Origin of the sequence: Nonomuraea sp. NPDC005501, from assembly GCF_040605905.1 — a bacterium.
Taxonomy (GTDB): Bacteria; Actinomycetota; Actinomycetes; order Streptosporangiales; family Streptosporangiaceae; genus Nonomuraea.
This window is the reverse complement of sequence record NZ_JBEXDT010000001.1, coordinates 100,306-116,609: the sequence shown is the minus strand read 5'-3', so window position 1 is coordinate 116,609 and position 16,304 is coordinate 100,306. Positions and strand designations below refer to the sequence as shown.

At 71.7% G+C, this 16,304-nt stretch carries 11 protein-coding genes; 4 read left to right on the top strand and 7 right to left on the bottom strand.

Features of this window, described 5'->3' with window-relative positions; translation table 11 throughout:
• Entirely contained in the window at positions 1-4,158 is a 4,158-nt protein-coding gene (locus ABZS51_RS00570) for a HAMP domain-containing protein (RefSeq protein WP_355434258.1), read from the bottom strand.
• 119 nt (positions 4,159-4,277) lie between these two features.
• Here ABZS51_RS00570 and ABZS51_RS00565 point away from each other — a divergent pair, with 119 nt between their 5' ends.
• Positions 4,278-5,822, top strand: coding sequence for a GAF domain-containing SpoIIE family protein phosphatase (locus tag ABZS51_RS00565; RefSeq protein WP_355434255.1), 1,545 nt, complete (start codon positions 4,278-4,280; stop codon positions 5,820-5,822).
• Positions 5,823-5,845: 23 nt separating this feature from the next.
• Here ABZS51_RS00565 and ABZS51_RS00560 read toward each other — a convergent pair whose 3' ends face one another.
• The 3 genes from ABZS51_RS00560 to rho all read right to left on the bottom strand — a co-directional run bounded on the left by ABZS51_RS00560 (position 5,846) and on the right by rho (position 9,973).
• A complete protein-coding gene (locus tag ABZS51_RS00560) occupies positions 5,846-7,609 on the bottom strand; it encodes a prolyl oligopeptidase family serine peptidase (protein ID WP_355434252.1) in 1,764 nt (587 codons plus the stop codon).
• A 141-nt stretch (positions 7,610-7,750) separates the two neighbouring features.
• Complete coding sequence (locus ABZS51_RS00555; protein WP_355434249.1) at positions 7,751-8,803, bottom strand: putative RNA methyltransferase; 1,053 nt, start codon at positions 8,801-8,803, stop codon at positions 7,751-7,753.
• A 48-nt stretch (positions 8,804-8,851) separates the two neighbouring features.
• Positions 8,852-9,973 carry a transcription termination factor Rho gene (rho, locus tag ABZS51_RS00550; protein ID WP_355434246.1) on the bottom strand — a complete coding sequence of 374 codons (1,122 nt, stop codon included), beginning with the start codon at positions 9,971-9,973 and terminating at the stop codon, positions 8,852-8,854.
• Positions 9,974-10,417: 444 nt separating this feature from the next.
• Between rho and ABZS51_RS00545 the strand changes: the two genes are divergently transcribed.
• Positions 10,418-10,561, top strand: coding sequence for a hypothetical protein (locus tag ABZS51_RS00545; protein ID WP_310707366.1), 144 nt, complete (start codon positions 10,418-10,420; stop codon positions 10,559-10,561).
• A 35-nt stretch (positions 10,562-10,596) separates the two neighbouring features.
• Here ABZS51_RS00545 and ABZS51_RS00540 read toward each other — a convergent pair whose 3' ends face one another.
• The 3 genes from ABZS51_RS00540 to ABZS51_RS00530 form a co-directional block, all read right to left on the bottom strand.
• Positions 10,597-11,739, bottom strand: a complete 1,143-nt coding sequence (locus ABZS51_RS00540) for a hypothetical protein (protein ID WP_355434243.1) — start codon at positions 11,737-11,739, stop codon at positions 10,597-10,599.
• Entirely contained in the window at positions 11,732-12,979 is a 1,248-nt protein-coding gene (locus ABZS51_RS00535) for an alpha/beta hydrolase-fold protein (protein ID WP_355434240.1), read from the bottom strand. Before ABZS51_RS00535 ends, ABZS51_RS00540 begins: the two co-directional genes overlap by 8 nt.
• A gap of 75 nt (positions 12,980-13,054) precedes the next feature.
• Positions 13,055-14,098, bottom strand: a complete 1,044-nt coding sequence (locus tag ABZS51_RS00530; protein ID WP_310707363.1) for an Lrp/AsnC family transcriptional regulator — start codon at positions 14,096-14,098, stop codon at positions 13,055-13,057.
• 112 nt (positions 14,099-14,210) lie between these two features.
• On the opposite strand from ABZS51_RS00530, the gene ABZS51_RS00525 reads away from it, so the two are divergent.
• Together ABZS51_RS00525 and ABZS51_RS00520 are read left to right on the top strand one after the other, a co-directional pair.
• The gene (locus ABZS51_RS00525) at positions 14,211-15,407 is read left to right on the top strand and encodes a M20 family metallopeptidase (protein ID WP_355434237.1); all 1,197 of its coding nucleotides are present in this window, start codon (positions 14,211-14,213) and stop codon (positions 15,405-15,407) included.
• A 138-nt stretch (positions 15,408-15,545) separates the two neighbouring features.
• On the top strand, positions 15,546-16,289 hold the full coding sequence (locus tag ABZS51_RS00520) for an MBL fold metallo-hydrolase (RefSeq protein WP_355434235.1): 744 nt from the start codon (positions 15,546-15,548) through the stop codon (positions 16,287-16,289).
• The last annotated feature ends 15 nt before the right edge of the window (positions 16,290-16,304 follow it).

Genomic DNA, 16,304 nt, shown 5'->3' with positions numbered 1-16,304 from the left:
TCACGCCCCTTCGGCTGAGTCCGTGGTGGTGGACACCCGCCCACGGCTGAGCCAACCGCGCAGTCGTTCGAGCAGGCGGTCCACGTCGACCGGCTTGGGCACGTAGTCGGACGCGCCCGAGGCGATGCTCTTCTCGCGATCGCCCCGCATGACCTTAGCGGTCAACGCGATGATCGGCAGATCGGCGAACTGCGGCATGCGGCGGATGGCCGACGTCGTGGCCCAGCCGTCCATCTCCGGCATCATGATGTCCATCAGGACCAGCGCGACGTCCTCGTTGCGTTCGAGCTGCTCGATGCCCTCGCGCCCGTTCTCGGCGTAGACGACCGTCGAGCCGTGCCGCTCCAGCACGCTGGTCAGCGCGAACACGTTGCGGATGTCGTCGTCCACGATGAGGATCTTCGCGTTGTTGAGCGGGTCCTCGCCCTGCCACTGCGGCGTCTCGGACGGCGTCTCGACCAGCTCGGGCAGCTCCATCGGCATCGGCGGCTCCGGCGCCGGCTCCTCGACCGGGGTGGTCATGAGCTGCCGGCGGCTCGCGTCGCCCTCGGCGGCGGCCAGCGGGCCGCTGTAGGAGGCCGGCAGGTACAGCGTGAACGTGCTGCCCTCGCCCAGCTCGCTGTCCACGTGGATCTCGCCGCCCAGCAGCCGGGCGATGTCGCGGCAGATCGCCAGGCCCAGGCCCGTGCCGCCGTACTTGCGGCTGGTGGTGCCGTCGGCCTGCCGGAACGCCTCGAAGATCAGCTCCCGCTTGTCCGGCGCGATGCCGATGCCGGTGTCGACCACCTGGAACGCCAGCAGGTCCGGGGCCCCGCGCAGCGTCTCGTCGTCGAACACCACGCCGGGCGGCGCGACCGCGACCCGCAGCTTGACCTCGCCCTTGGGGGTGAACTTCACCGCGTTGGACAGCAGGTTGCGCAGCACCTGCTGCAGGCGCTGCTCGTCGGCCAGCAGCTCCCTCGGGACGTCCTCGGCGACGTCCACGGTGAACGCCAGCCCCTTGTCGGCGGCCAGCGGCGCGAAGGCCGCCTCCAGCAGGTCCACCATCTTCGGCAGCGACACCTGGATCGGGTGGATGTCCATCCGGCCCGCCTCGACCTTGGACAGGTCGAGCATGTCGTTGATGAGCTGGAGCAGCGCCGAGCCGGCCCCGTGGATCGTGCGGGCGAACTCGACCTGCTGCGGCGTCAGGTTGCCCTCGGCGTTCTCCGTCAGCAGCTTGGCCAGCACCAGCAGGCTGTTGAGCGGCGTGCGCAGCTCGTGCGACATGTTCGCCAGGAACTCGGACTTGTAGCGCGAGGACACGGCGAGCTGCTCGGCCCGCTCCTCCAGCGTGCGGCGGGCCTGCTCGATCTGGAAGTTCTGGATCTCGATCGCGCGGTTCTGCTTGGCCAGCAGCGCCGCCTTGTCCTCCAGCTCGGCGTTGGAGCGGCGCAGCTCCTCCTGCTGGCGCTGGAGCTCGTCCGAGCGCTCCTGGAGCTCCCGGGTGAGCCGCTGCGACTCGGTCAGCAGGTCCTCGGTGCGGGAGTTGGCGATGATCGTGTTCATCGTGACGCCGATGGTCTCGACGAGCTGCGTCAGGAAGTCGAGGTGCACCTCGCCGAACGGCGTGAACGAGGCCAGCTCCAGCACGCCCAGCACCCGGTTCTCGAACAGGATCGGCAGCACCACGATCTGCGCCGGCGTCGAGGAGCTGAGCCCGCTGTCGATCGTGACGTAGCCGGGCGGCACGTCGTCGAGCACGATGTGCCGGCCCTCGGCGGCGGCCTGGCCGACGATGCCCTCGCCGACGGCGAAGCGCTGGCGCGGGCCGCGGTCGGGCCGCACGCCGTAGCCGCCGATCAGCAGCAGCTCGTGGTCGCCCTCGGGATCGACGCTGTAGAAGGCGCCGTAGCGGGCGGAGACGAGCGGCGTCAGCTCGCTCATCGTCAGCTTGGCCACCTCGAACAGGTCGCGGTGGCCCTGCATGAGCCGCGAGATGCGGGCCAGGTTGGACTTGAGCCAGTCCTGCTCCTGGTTGGCCTGCGTGGTCTCGCGCAGGTTGGCCACCATGGAGTTGATGTTGTCCTTGAGCTCGGCCAGCTCGCCCTGGGCCTCGACGGCGATCGAGCGGGTCAGGTCGCCCCGGGCCACGGCGCTGGTCACGGTGGCGATGGCGCGCACCTGCGTGGTCAGGTTGCCGGCCAGCTCGTTGACGCTCTCGGTGAGGCGCTTCCACGTGCCCTCGACGCCCTCCACCCGGGCCTGGCCGCCGAGCTGGCCCTCCGAGCCCACCTCGCGGGCCACGCGGGTCACCTCGGAGGCGAACGACGAGAGCTGGTCGACCATCCGGTTGATGGTGGTCTTCAGGGCGAGGATCTCGCCCTGCGCGTCCACGTCGATCTTGCGGGTCAGGTCGCCGTTGGCGACCGCGGTGGTCACCTCGGCGATGTTGCGCACCTGGTACGTCAGGTTGTTGGCCATGAAGTTGACGTTGTCGGTGAGGTCCTTCCAGACGCCCGACACGCCCTGCACCCGCGCCTGCCCGCCGAGCTGCCCCTGCGTGCCCACCTCCCGGGCCACGCGGGTCACCTCGTCGGCGAACGACGAGAGCTGGTCCACCATCGTGTTCAAGGTGTCCTTGAGCTGGAGGATCTCGCCCTGCGCATCAACGGTGATCTTCTTCGACAGGTTGCCCTGGGCCACGGCCGACGACACGGCCGCGATCTGCCGCACCTGGGAGGTCAGGTTGTTGGCCATCGAGTTGACGTTGTCGGTGAGGTCCTTCCAGACGCCCGACACGCCGCGGACCTGCGCCTGCCCGCCGAGCTGCCCCTCGGTGCCCACCTCCCGGGCCACGCGGGTCACCTCGGAGGCGAACGACGAGAGCTGGTCCACCATCGTGTTCATCGTCGACTTGAGCTCCAGGATCTCGCCCTGCGCGTCGACGTCGATCTTGCGGGTCAGGTCGCCGTTGGCGACCGCGGTGGTCACCTGGGCGATGTTGCGCACCTGGTACGTCAGGTTGTTGGCCATCGAGTTGACGTTGTCGGTGAGGTCCTTCCAGACGCCCGACACGCCCTTCACCTCGGCCCGGCCGCCCAGCTTGCCCTCGGTGCCCACCTCCCGGGCGACGCGGGTCACCTCGTCGGCGAACGACGAGAGCTGGTCCACCATCGTGTTCAAGGTGTCCTTGAGCTGGAGGATCTCGCCCTGCGCGTCAACGGTGATCTTCTTCGACAGGTTGCCCTGGGCCACCGCGGTCGCCACGGTGGCGATGCTGCGCACCTGGCTGGTGAGGTTGTTGGCCATGAAGTTGACGTTGTCGGTGAGGTCCTTCCACACGCCCGACACGCCTGTCACCTGCGCCTGGCCGCCGAGCTGGCCCTCGGTGCCCACCTCGCGGGCCACCCGGGTGACCTCCTCGGCGAACCCGGAGAGCTGGTCCACCATGGTGTTGACGGTGTTCTTCAGCTCGAACATCTCGCCCACGGCGTCGACCGTCACCTTGCGGCTCAGGTCGCCCCTGGCCACGGCGGTGGTCACCACGGCGATGTCGCGCACCTGCGCGGCCACCCGTGAGGACATCGTGTTCACGGCCTCGGTCAGGTCGCGCCAGCTGCCCGACATGCCGCGCAGGTTGGCGCTGCCGCCCAGCCGGCCCTCGGTGCCCGCCTCGCGCGCCACCCTGGTCACCTCGGAGTTGAACAGGGCGAGCTGCTCGACCATGCCGTTGATCGCCTTGCCCAGGCGGCGCACCTCGCCGCGGGCCGACCGGTCGAGGTCGATGCGCCGGGACAGGTCGCCCTTGGCCACGGCGTCGATCACGTCGGCCGCGCCGCTGACCGGGCTCACCAGGGCCTCGATCAGCATGTTCACCGACTCGACGCCCTCGGACCAGGCGCCCACGCCCGGCCCAGGCGTCAGCCGCTCGCCGAAGCGGCCCTCCTTGACGATCTCCTTGCGCACCCGGGTCAGCTCGTTCGCCAGGTGCTCACGGCGATCGGCCACCTCGTTGAGGAGCAACCGGACCTCACTGAGGATCCCCGGCTTGGCGTGGGGCACACGCCGCCGGAAGTCGCCGTCTCGCCAGGAGAACAGGGTCTCCAGGATCGGGACGAGATCGGCCTCGCTGTAGACCTTCTCCTCAGATACAGGTGCGGTCCTGACCGTGGTCATAGGCCCTCCTTGACGCGCGGGGTGCCGCTTGAGTGGTTCAAGTCTGTCACGTTGTGTAGCCCGTAGTCCTGTCCTTGGATTTACCCCAAGTCACCGGGAAGTGTGGTAGGCACGTGGGGATGACTGCTTCTCCTCAGGCCGTGCTGGCCGCCACATTCGCGCCCGGCGAGACCGCCGTGCCGGCCGCGATGCGGTTCACGCGCGAGGTGATGACCGCCTGGGCCGTCGGCGGCGCGCTGCTGAACACGGCCGAGCAGGTCACCGGCGATCTGGCGGAGCAGGTGGTCGACGAGCCGTTCGAGGTCGTGTGGAAGCACTTCGGCGACGCCGTGCAGGTGGAGCTGAAGCAGCGCAACGCCCCCCAAGGTGATCCGAAGGCGCCCTCTGCGGCGGTGGCGGAATGGGGGATCACCTTCTCTCGGGATGGGCACGTCCACTGGGCACGTCTCACGCTACCCGGCTTCACGGAAACAGTCGTCTCCGATCGCCCGTCGGAGGGCTCGCGGGGACCGCACTGGCTGGGGTTCCTGGCCGACGCGAGCGACCTGCTCGCGGGCACGCTCAACCCCGACATGGTGCCCGCCATCGTCGCCCAGGTCGTGGTGCCCAGACTGTCGAGCTGGTGCGCCGTCTACACCGCCGACAACGCGACCGGGCCCATGCGCCTCGTCTACGTCTGGCACGCCGACGAGGCCCGCATCGACGGCCTGCGCCAGGAGCTGGACGGCGTGGACGTGGACTCGGCCGGCACGCAGCCGTCCATCCTGCACCTGGGCGACTCCCAGGTGCTCACGGTCCCGCTGACCGCCCGCGGGCGCAGCCTCGGCGTGATGTGCCTGGGCCGCTCCGACCGCTTCCCGGACGAGGTCATCCAGCTCGCCGAGGACATCGGCAGGCGCGCGGCCCTGGCCATGGACAACGCCCGCCTGTACGCGCAGCAGGCCGCCGCCAACCGGGCGCTCCAGCGCAGCCTGCTGCCGCCCAACGAGCCGGAGGTGCCCGGCCTCGACTACGGCGTCATCTATGAGGCGGCCGGCGAGGTCAACGAGGTCGGCGGCGACTTCTACGACCTGTTCAAGGCCGGCGACGACTCGTGGCGGTTCGCGATCGGCGACGTGTGCGGCACCGGCCCCGAGGCGGCGGCGGTGACGGGCCTGGCGCGCCACACGCTGCGGCTGCTCGCCCGCGAGGGGTACGGCGTGGCCGCCGTGCTCGGCCGGCTCAACCAGGCGATCCTGGAGGAGGGGGAGCGGGCGAGGTTCCTGACCCTGCTGCACGGCGACATCACGCCGGTGGAGACGGGCCTGGAGATCCGGATGGTGTCGGCCGGCCATCCCGAGGCGCTGCGCCTCAAGGCCAACGGCCAGGTCGAGTCGGTGACCACCCCTCAGTCGCTGCTGGGGGTCTTCCCCGAGGTGGTGTTCGAGGCCGACACCATGCACCTCGACCACGGCGACGTGCTGCTCGCGGTCACGGACGGCGTCACCGAGCGCCGCTGCGGCGACCGCCTGCTCGACGACGACGGCGGCCTGGCGAAGCTGCTGGGCGAGTGCGCGGGCCTGTCGGCGCGGGCGGTCGCGGAGCGGATCCGGCGGGGCGTCGCCGACTTCGCCGTCGAGCCGAGCGCCGACGACCTCGCCATCGTGGTCCTGCGCGCCCGCTGACCCGCCGGACCCGGGCCGGGCGGTCAGTGGCGCAGGTGCTTGCGGGCGAACTCCAGTTGCAGGCTCATCTGCGCGATCCGCTCGGCCACCACCAGCGAGCCGCGCACGGCGTCGTAGGTGTAGACCTCGTACGGCCGCCCGTGCTCGGCCAGCTTGGCCACGTACTTCTTGATCTGGCGCAGCGGGCAGCGCGTGTCGTTCTCGCCGGCCAGGATGAGCACCGGGCTCTCGACCCGGTCGACGTAGGTGATGGGGGAGCTGGCGGCGTAGCGCTCGGGCTGCTCGTCGGGCGAGCCGCCGAGCAGGGCGCGGTGGTAGGCGCGCAGGCTCTCGGCCTCGTCCTCGTACGAGGTCTGGTGGCAGGCGATCGGGACGGCCGCGATGCCCGCGGCCCACAGGCCCGGCTGGGTGCCGAGGCCGAGGAGGGTGAGGTAGCCGCCCCACGCGGTGCCGCTCAGCAGGATCCGGTCAGGGTCGGCGACGCCGCGCTCGACCACCGTCTCCCGCACGGCCGCCACGTCCTGTAACTCGATGTGGCCGACGTCGCCCCGCAGGGCGTCGCGCCAGGCCGAGCCGTAGCCCGTGGAGCCGCGGTAGTTGACCCGCACCACGGCGAACCCGGCGTCCACCCACGCCGCGACCTCGGGGGAGAAGGCGTCGCGGTCGTGCGCGGTGGGGCCGCCGTGCAGCATGAAGATGGTCGGGAACGGCCCGCCGCCGTGCTCGGGTCGGGAGACCAGCGCGTGGATCCGGCCGCCGGGGCCGGTGATGTCGAGGTCCTCCACGGGCACGCTGGGCGGCGCGGCGGGGCCGCCGGCGTTGATCACGACCTGGCCGTTGGTCGACTTGATGACCGGCGGGCGGGACGCGCTCGACCAGGAGTACTCGACGTGACCGGCGGGGCGCGGCGCGGCCTCCTCGATCACGCCGTGCGGCGTCTCGATCGGCGTCAGGCCGCCGCCTCCCAGGTCGTAGCGGTGGAGGTACGTGCGTGCCCGGTTGTCGCGCAGGATCAGCAGGCCCCGCCCGTCGTGGTACCACTCGGCGGCCAGGTCGCCCGAGTCGCGCAGCCAGATCTCGCGCTGCTCGCCGGTCACCGGGTCCCAGACCAGGGGCTCCTGCCGGTGGCGGCGCTCGTGCAGGGCGAGCAGCCGGCGGTCACCGGCCACGGGGGCGAAGCGGAGGCCGATCACGCCCTTGCCCGGCCCGTCGTACAGCTCCCGGACCGTCTCGCCGCTCTGGCGCACCACACGGAGCGCCGGGTGCCGGAAGTCGCCGTACTCGCCGTGGTTGATGGCGATGAGCTCCCCGTCGAGGGACATGTCCGCCACCCAGGCGGCCTCGGGGTGCTCGTAGAGCAGGTGGGAGGGCTCGCCGGGCCGTACGAGATGGATGCGGAAGGTGCCCTCGCTGGCGAGGCTGATCGCGGCGAAGCCGGTGCTCGACAGCGCGATGCCGCCCGGCTGGCCGGGCGGCAGGCCCGGCGCCACGAGCTCGCTGGGGCCGCCGTTGAACGGCTGCCGCCACCACACGCCGAACTCGTCGCCCTCGGTGTCGGCGAACCAGTAGATCCACTGGCCGGTGGGGTCGATGGTGGCGTGGGCGGTGCCCTTGGGCCGCTCGGTGACCTGGCGGGTGGCGCCGTTGGCACGGTCCCAGGTGTAGACCTCCCAGGTGCCCGTGGCGTTGGAGCGGTAGACGGACCTGCTCGGTGCCTGGCGCGCCCAGATCGGCAGCGTCATGCGCGACGCTCGGAACCTGGCCTGCCAGCGTTCCTCGGCCTTCATCCGGCGCGCCCCCTCCCTCTGCCGCCCGCCTCCGGCCACGGGTTGCCGTCCAGTATTGCTCCTGTATCGCGGAAATACTCGCCGAATGTAGGGGAATTTCGGGTTAAATGCCTCATGAGCAACACCAGCCCCACATGTCCGTCAAGGAATGGTCCTTGACTTCGGCGCCGCCTCGAAGACGGACAGGTGAAAGGCGGCCCGCGCCACCGCTTTTCCCGGATTTCCCGCTGCTCCCTCCGCGACTCCCCCCGTTGTACCGGTGCCGCGCGCGATATATGCGGCGATTCGTTCGTCCAGCTCCGCGGGGTCCGTGTGCCACGCACTCGGGCCCATCCGCACGACCTCGGCCACGCCGTGGCGGTCCAGCTCCATGTCGAAGGTGATGGAGCGCCGATCCACCTCGGCGAACCCCTCCATGCCACGCGCCAACCGCCGCTCCTTGTCCTCGTCGACGGAGAGCAGCCCCAGCTCCTCGACGAGCGGGCTGAGATGCGCGGGCGCGGGCGTGACGACGACCACGGCTCCGCCGGGCCGCAGGACCCGCAGGAACTCCGCCGAGTTCCTGGGCGCGAAGACATCCATCACCACGTCGGCCACCCCGCTCCGGATGGGCAGCGGCCGCCACACGTCAGCCACGAACGCTCCCAGCCTCGGATGCGCTCGCGCCGCCCGCCGGACGGCGTGCTTGGACACATCGAACGCCACTCCGATGCTTCTGTCGACCGCCTGGAGCACGCTTGCCAGGTAGTGCCCGGTGCCCGCTCCGGCGTCCACGATCACCGGCCTCGGCGCGTCGCCGGGCTCCTGCCCGACCGGCTCCGCCCGGTGACCGGGATCCACTCCGGGACCACCGTACGCCTTCGCCGCCGCCCCGTCCTCCGGCTCAGCGAAGCTTTTCTCACGAATCGCCGTTCCTGCGCTCTCCCGGCCGGCCGTAATCCGCATATCTACACATTCGGCGACAGCTTCGACAAGCGGCGCGAAATGCCCATTGCTCAAGAAATCCGCACGTGCGGCGACCATCTCGGCGCTGTCGGCCGTCCCCGGTACGCGTGATCCCACGAGCAGGCTCACGTATCCCTGCTTGGCGATGTCGAACGCGTGCCCGTCGCCACATCGGACGGCACCCCGGTCAATGGTCACCGGTTCCCGGCAAATAGGGCAGGCCAGAAATTCGATGATGTCAGCGAGCATGCCGCTATTCTTCCGGCTGCCGGCCGGGGCCGCCTCCGAGGGGAGGGGTCAGGCGGCCGCCGCGTGGAGGAAGTCGGCGTTGCTCGTCGTCTCGCGGAGCTTGCCGATCAGCAGCTCCAGCCCCTGGTTGCGGTCGAGCGCGGCCAGCATGCGGCGCAGCCGCCACACGACCTGCAGCTCGTCGCCGGGCAGCAGGAGCTCCTCGCGCCGCGTCCCGGACGCCTCCAGGTCCACGGCCGGGTACAGGCGGCGCTCGGCCGAGTCCCTGGCCAGGTGGAGCTCCATGTTGCCGGTGCCCTTGAACTCCTCGTACAGGCTGTTGTCCATGCGCGAGCCCGTGTCCACGAGCGCGGTCGCGAGGATCGTGAGGGAGCCGCCCTCCAGCACGTTGCGGGCGGCGCCGAAGAAACGCTTGGGCGGGTAGAGCGCGGAGGCGTCGATGCCGCCGGTCAGGACGCGCCCGCCGCCGGGCGCCAGGTTGTTGTAGGCGCGCCCGAGCCGCGTCAGCGAGTCGAGCAGCAGGACGACGTCCCGGCCGGCCTCCACGAGCCGCTTGGCGCGCTCGACGGCCAGCTCCGCGACGGCGGCGTGGTCGCGGTCGGGGTGGTCGAAGGTCGAGGAGAAGACCTCGCCGCGGATGGAGGCACGCATCTCGGTGACCTCCTCGGGCCGCTCACCGACGAGGACGACCATGAGGTGGACCTCCGGGTGGTTGCGGGCGACGGCGGCGGCCAGGGCCTGCAGGACCATGGTCTTGCCGGCCTTCGGCGGGGCCACGATGAGCCCGCGCTGCCCCTTGCCGATCGGCGCGAACAGGTCGATGACGCGGGTGCTGAGCGACTCGGTGTCCAGGCGCAGCCGCTCGGACGGGTGCACGGGGGTCAGGTCGGCGAAGGCCGGCCGGTCGCGCCACTCGGCGGCGCCGTTGACCGACTCGACGCTCACCAGCTTGCCGCCCGCGACGGAGGCGGCGACATGGTCGCCGTGGCGCAGGCCGAGCTGCTGGGCCCGGTCCGGGAGGACGCGGACGTCGCCGGGGCCGGGCATGTGCCCGGCGCGGATGAAGGCGCCGCGCTCCCGCAGGTCGAGCAGGCCGGTGACCTGCCGTACGGGTGCGCCGGAACGCTGCTGGGGGACGGAACGCTGCTGGGGGAGGGTGTGAACAGACATGATGGGGCCCCTTTCAAGGGCAGGCAGGACGGAGGTCCGGCGGCCAGGGCTCGTACACGGAGAAACGCCGTGTGACCCGGCGGGGTGGGATGGTCGCGATCCGGCCCGACGAAAGAGGGCGGTTCGCGGAGAAGAAACCGGCGGAGCGGTAGCTCAACGCCAATCGGAACGTATCACACGTTCTGAGCCATGCAACGCCTAGCCCGCATGGGCTATTCCCGGGCTGTTCTCGTGTCGTAGCACGCCGGACGACCTGCGCGGCCGTAACAATGTTCTTCTCGCGACGCCGTCGAACGACACCGAGGCCGTCGAACGACGCCCATGCGGCGCGTACGACGACATGGAACGCCCGGCCGTGCCGCGGCATCGTGTCAAGCGTGATGCAGGGCTCCTGCAATCCGGCCAGGTTTTCCTGTAGGCGAGCAGCATTCCAAGGGGGATCCCATGAAGACCAGCACCTGTTGCCCTCAGTGCCACCACGAGCTCGACGAGGGCCCGATCATGTACCGGTGCGCGCACTGCCGCCGCACGGTCTACGCCGCCGACCTCGACAACGAGTACGTGCCGCGCACGCCCGTCGCCGCCTAGGAGCAGATGTCCGAGGCCGAACGCGGCCGAAGCCGTCAGGCCGTCCGGCGACCGCTCCATGCGCGCACGTGCGACGCGTCGAGGAGTTCGGCCCCGTCTCCGAGCGGCAGCGCCGCGGAGGTCCTGCCCTCGACGAACCGGTCGAGGAACGCCAGCGTGAGCGCCCCCACGAGCCGGGTGACGCCCTCCCCGTCCACGGGACCGAGATGGTCGAGGCGCTGCTTGCCGGGCAGCAGCGCCAGGTCCGTGAAGTCCCGGTGCGCGGCGTCGGCGATCTTGACCCGTACTACGTCTCCGCGCAGCCCCGTCCGGCCGAACTCCTCGTAGAACAGGTGGCTGTGGTGCACACGGCCCTGGAAGTCCGCGTACAGCCCGAGGATCGGGACGCGGGCGGGGCGGCCGAAGAGGTCGGCCGCGAGGTGCATGCCGTCGAGGTTGACGGCGGCGCGGGCGCGCGGGTCTGCCTGCGCGGCGCTCGCGGCGGCGCTCCCCCCGAGGGACATTCCCATGTACGTCAGCCGCGCCAGGTCGCAGGCTCCGGCGAGGTCGCCGAAGGGGCCGTCCGGTGTCGCGGCCGACAGCGCGTCGCCGACGGCGATCATGCGATCGCGCCACTGCCGTACGAGCGGGACTATCTTGCCGCTCTCCCAGAGGTCGGCGTACCAGTCATGGCGGGCGTCGAGGTCGGTGCCGAGCGACGTGAGGCGCTCCAGCCGAGAGAACAGGTCGACGGCCGCGGCGAAGATCGGCTCCCTCGGTCCGAGCCGCGATCCGTCGGGCCGCGCGGCGAACCCGCCGCCGCGCTGCAGCACGCTGACGACGACGTAACCGTGGGAGGCGAGTTCGGTCATCAACGCGGTGTTCTGGGCGGGGTACAGGTCGGCGCCGTGGGAGTACACGATCGTCGGATGGGGTCCCGGCACGGCGGGTGCGTCGCGGTGGTCGTGCGTGAGCGCCGCGGCGAGCAGGGCCGTGGTGGTGTCGGGCGGCCAGGTCGGGTTGCGGCGGGCGGTCCACTCCAGCAGCAGGTCCCGCTCGCTGCCGACCGCGTACGGCCGGGGCTGGCCCGTCGCCGCCGCCGCGGGGTACCAGACTCGCATCAGCAGCGGGCCCGTCTCGATGTCCCGGACGCCGGCCAGGCGAGGGCCGGTGGGGCGGGGAAGGCGTACCTCAGGCATCGGCGCCGTCCCCCCTCAGCCAGATCACCCCGTCGCCGAGACGGCTGCGCCACCAGGTCTCGTCGTGGCCGCCGGCGAACTCGCGGTAGCGGTGGTCGTAGCCCTTGAGCGCGAGCACGTCGCGCAGGTGCCTGCTGGCGTGGATCTGGCCGGGCGTGGCGGGCGGCGGCCCCGTCTCGAACGCACCGACCTCCTGGTAGATCCGGATGGGCACGCGGTCGGCCCGCCGGAACTCGTCGATGAGCGCGGGCGTCCTGGACCTGGCGCCGACGACCGTGTCGGCCGGATCGGAGGCGGGGTCGGCGAGGCGGAGGTAGGCGCGCAGGGTGTCCGGGTCCCACCAGGCCGATCCCGACAACATGAGCACGCCTCCGAACACGTCAGGGTGCTTGAGCCCGGTGTAGGCCGCGCACAGCCCGCCCAGGCTGCGGCCGGTGATGACGGTAGCCGCCGGGTCCTCGGTGAGGGGGTGGCGCCGCCGCGCCCAGGGCAGCAGGTCCTCGGCCAGGTGGCGAGACCATTCCGGGTTGCAGGAGAGTTCCTTGCCACGGTCGCCGTTCTGGACGAACAGCGCCGCCGTCGGCGGGATCAGTCCCTCGGCGTGCAGGTTGTCGAGGACGGTGCTCGCACTGTGGCCGGCGTAACCGTCGAGCACGACCAGAACGCCCAGGGGAGCGCCTGGCTCGTCGTGGCCCGCCGGGATGTACGTCCACACCTTCCTGCCGTCGTCGTACACCCCCTCGGTCACCGTTCCCCTCGGGACGTCGGGGCGCCGGTCGGTCCACGACAGCGGCTCGGCGTCCGGGCACACCAGCACCGACTCCAGCGGCGACACGCCGCGCGCCATCTGAGCGGCGAAGTCATGCGGTTCGCGGACCCGGGCGTACGGGTCGGGGACGCGCTCGGTCCCGGACGCGTCGGCGACCTCGAAGCTGTAGGAGGTGCGCACGTCCGCCCTGATCCTCCAGGTGAGGAACCAGGTGGCGGTGCCCGGCACCGGCAGCAGAGAGCGCCGGTGCGGCGGGAGCCCGCTGACCGTCTCGTTCACCGTGACCCGCTCGACCGGCCGATCCGCCTTCCACAGGAAGGTCACCAGGCGGGTCCGCGGGTCGTCGGGGCACGTCTCGATCAGCGGCGTGCCGCCTGACCGCAGCTCGGTCCACAACCGCGCCTCGCTCCCGACCGGATCGTCCGACTCGAACAGAGCCTTGATGCTCGGGCTGAGCACGTCGTCCCCCATGTCGCCGGTCTCCCCTTCTCGCTCGCCTGTCTGGCTGAACGGAACCAAAGCACGGTACGGCGACGGATGGCCGAATCATGAGCGATCCGTCACGGCGGGCGGCGTGACGACGGATTCGTGCCAGGGGTCGAGCGGGACCACCCCGATCGAGCGCCCGTCCGCGTCCAGCACGCGGCCCATGCGCTTGACGACGCGCAGGGCGACCATCCGGTCCAGGACCTCCAGGGACGGGATCGCCCCCGTCATGCGGGCCTCCCCGTACGGGACGTCGGACACGTGGCGCAGCCACTGGCTCGCGAAGAGGTTCGGCCGCGCGGCGACGGCGAAGCTGCCCCGGTTCTCCGGCAGGGCGGCCAGCGCCCGCCCGACGGCGTCCAGCTCGACGGCCGGCACGCGCAGGAAGTAGTTGACGAGGATCGGCCAGCCCGCGGCCTCCTGTGTGACGTCGCACCTGATCGACACCAGCCCGGCGGCGATCATCGCCGCCACCCGCCGGCTGGTCGTCGAAGGGCTCTCGCCGACCTGCTCGGAGAGCGCCGCCACCGGGGCGCGGGCATCCAGGCTGAGCGCGCGGAACAGCGTCCGGTGCCGTTCGGAGACGGCGAACGGCCGGGGCGCGCGTTCGGAGCGGCGGTCGAGGCCGCTGATCTCGGAGCGTGCCAGCGCGTCCAGGCGCCAGGAGCTGCCCTCGCCGTACACCTGTGTGATCGGGTAGAGCTCGGTGCGCAGCACGCCCGACAGGGTTTCGATCCGGGCGAGGACGAGGTCGGCCAGGGCCTGGTGGGAGGCGGCCATCAAGGTCAGGAACAGGCTGCGGCCGGAGCCGACGATCGTGATCGAGGCCACCCGCGGGTTGACGAGCAGGGCGGCGATCACAGCCTCGCGGTCGGACGGCCGGCACTCCACGTCGAGGTAGGCGGGCGCGAGCCGGCGCAGGAGCGCGGGACCGGGCGTCACCAGCACCGACACCAGGCCACGGTCCACCAGCCGCTGCCAGCGCCGGGCGGCGGTGATCGGGTGCAGGGCGCAGGCGGGGCCGATCGTCGTCCAGGGGGCTCGCGGCGCGAGCTGGACAGCGTGGATCAGCCGGAGATCCTGCTCGCTGAGCTCCTGCCGCACGGATCCGTCACCTCCAACCCTGGATTTGCCGATTCGCTGACGATAGCGGCTACCGGATGGGCGGACCTGCTGCACTCCAGCGACGAAGCCCACCCAAGCAGGAGGACGATCCGTGATACCCACCGGCCTGTTGGTGTCCCTGCGCCGAGCGCTGCACGCCGACCCAGAGCTGGGGCTCGCGCTGCCCTTGACCCAGCGGCGGGTGCTCGACGCACTGGGCGGGCTCCCCCTGGAGATCGCCCTGGGAGCCGCCTCGACCTCGGTCACCGCGGTGTTGCGCGGCCGAGGGAAGCGTTCCGCGGAGGAGGGACCGGTCGTCCTCCTGCGCGCCGACATGGACGCGCTGCCGGTCCAGGAGCAGACGGTCCTGCCGTACGCCTCCCGCGAACCGGGCGTGATGCACGCCTGCGGCCACGATCTGCACACCGCGATGCTCGTGGGCGCGGCGCACCTGCTGTGCGCCGCGCGCGATGAGCTGCCGGGCGATGTGATCCTCATGTTCCAGCCGGGCGAGGAGGGGCATGACGGGGCCGCGGTGATGCTCTCCGAAGGGGTGCTGGAAGCGGCCGGCGCTCCGCCGCTCGCGGCGTACGCGCTGCACGTGCAGTCCGTACGGCGGGCCGGCGTGTTCGCCACCCGTTCAGGCACCGTGCTGTCGGGCACCGCGCGGATGCGCGTCACCGTGCACGGCAAGGGCGGCCACGGCGCCGTGCCGCATCGTGCGCTCGACCCCGTGCCCCCGCTCGCGGAAATGATCACAGCCGTGCACGCCCTGGTCACCCGCAGGTTCGACGCCTTCGACCCGGTGGTCGTGACGGTCGGCCACGTGTCGGCCGGGTCGCACGCAACCGCCATCCCCGCCTCGGCGTTCTTCGAGGCCACGGTCCGCACCTACTCCGAACGCAACCGCGTGGCGGCCCGCCGCCTGCTGCGCGAGCTCGTCACAGGTATCGCGGCGGCGCACGGAACCACAGCGGAGATCGAGTACGACGCCGAGCTGCCGGTCACCGTCACCGACCCGGCGGAGACCGCCTTCGCGGGCGATACGATCCAACAGCTGTGGGGCGCGCAACGGCTGGCCGCGATGCCCCACCCGCACCCCGCCTCCGAGGACTTCTCGCGCGTGCTGGCGCAGGTGCCCGGGGCTTTCGTGTTCCTGGGCGCGCGCCCGGCGCGTCTGGGCCGCGACGAGGCGCAGGAGAACCACTCTCCGCTGGCGGAGTTCGACGACGTGGTGCTGGACGACGGCGCGCGGCTGCTGGCCGAACTGGCCATCCGGCGACTGCGTGCGGCCGGCACGGCCCCATGAGCGCCGCCTTGGCTGCGTCTACACGTCGCCAGGCTTCCGGTGTTCGCTGAACCGGTGGGCGATCGATCCGAGGGTTTCGGCCGTGCGGGCAAGCCCGGCAGAGCCCACGGTCATGCCGCGGCACTCTAGTCTGGGCTGGTGCCACACCAGCCCCTCATCGTCTCGGGCGTCGAGGTCACGCCCCTCTGCGACGCGGTCGGACCCATGGGCGCGAGCATCCTCCGCCCGATGGCCGAGATGTTCCCGGGAGCCGACCTCCCCGAAGAGCCGTGGACCCTCCACTTCCACTGCTTCCTGATCCGCGACCCGGCCGACCGGCTCACGCTCGTCGACACCGGCATCGGCGCCGCGGGCTCACCGGCGTCCAGCTGGGCGCCGGTGCCCGGCTCGCTGACCGGTGAGCTGGCCGCTGTGGGCGTCTCGCCCGCCGACGTCGGCACCGTGATCCTGACCCACCTGCACAGCGACCACGCCGGCGGCGCGGTCGGCGACGACGGCACGCCCGTGTTCGCGGACGCCCGCCACGTCCTCCAGCGCGCCGACCTGGACGTGGCCGGCGGGCAGGTGCTGGATCAGGTGATCACGCCCCTGAAGGACCTGCTGCACGTCGTCGACGGCGACGCGGAGGTCGCGCCGGGCGTGCGGGTCCACCTGACCCCCGGCCACACGCCGGGCCACCAGATCGCCCGCGTCGGCGAGGTCGCCATGACGGGCGACCTGGTGCTCCACCCGGCGCAGCTCGCCGACCCCGCCGTGCGGTACGTCTACGACGACGACCAGGAGCAGGCGGCGGCCACGCGCGCCAGGGTCCTCGACGGGCTGCGCGCCGACCGCGCGGTCCTGGCCACGGCCCACTTCGCGGACCCGTTCGTCCGGCTGTGACCCCTCCGGTCCCGG

Bases quoted from the DNA above. Each gene is read 5' to 3' on its own strand.
- ABZS51_RS00570 (WP_355434258.1), bottom strand. From the start codon at position 4,158: ATGACCACGGTCAGGACCGCACCTGTATCTGAGGAGAAGGTCTACAGC.
- ABZS51_RS00565 (WP_355434255.1), top strand. From the start codon at position 4,278: ATGACTGCTTCTCCTCAGGCCGTGCTGGCCGCCACATTCGCGCCCGGC.
- ABZS51_RS00560 (WP_355434252.1), bottom strand. From the start codon at position 7,609: ATGAAGGCCGAGGAACGCTGGCAGGCCAGGTTCCGAGCGTCGCGCATG.
- ABZS51_RS00555 (WP_355434249.1), bottom strand. From the start codon at position 8,803: ATGCTCGCTGACATCATCGAATTTCTGGCCTGCCCTATTTGCCGGGAA.
- rho (WP_355434246.1), bottom strand. From the start codon at position 9,973: ATGTCTGTTCACACCCTCCCCCAGCAGCGTTCCGTCCCCCAGCAGCGT.
- ABZS51_RS00545 (WP_310707366.1), top strand. From the start codon at position 10,418: ATGAAGACCAGCACCTGTTGCCCTCAGTGCCACCACGAGCTCGACGAG.
- ABZS51_RS00540 (WP_355434243.1), bottom strand. From the start codon at position 11,739: ATGCCTGAGGTACGCCTTCCCCGCCCCACCGGCCCTCGCCTGGCCGGC.
- ABZS51_RS00535 (WP_355434240.1), bottom strand. From the start codon at position 12,979: ATGGGGGACGACGTGCTCAGCCCGAGCATCAAGGCTCTGTTCGAGTCG.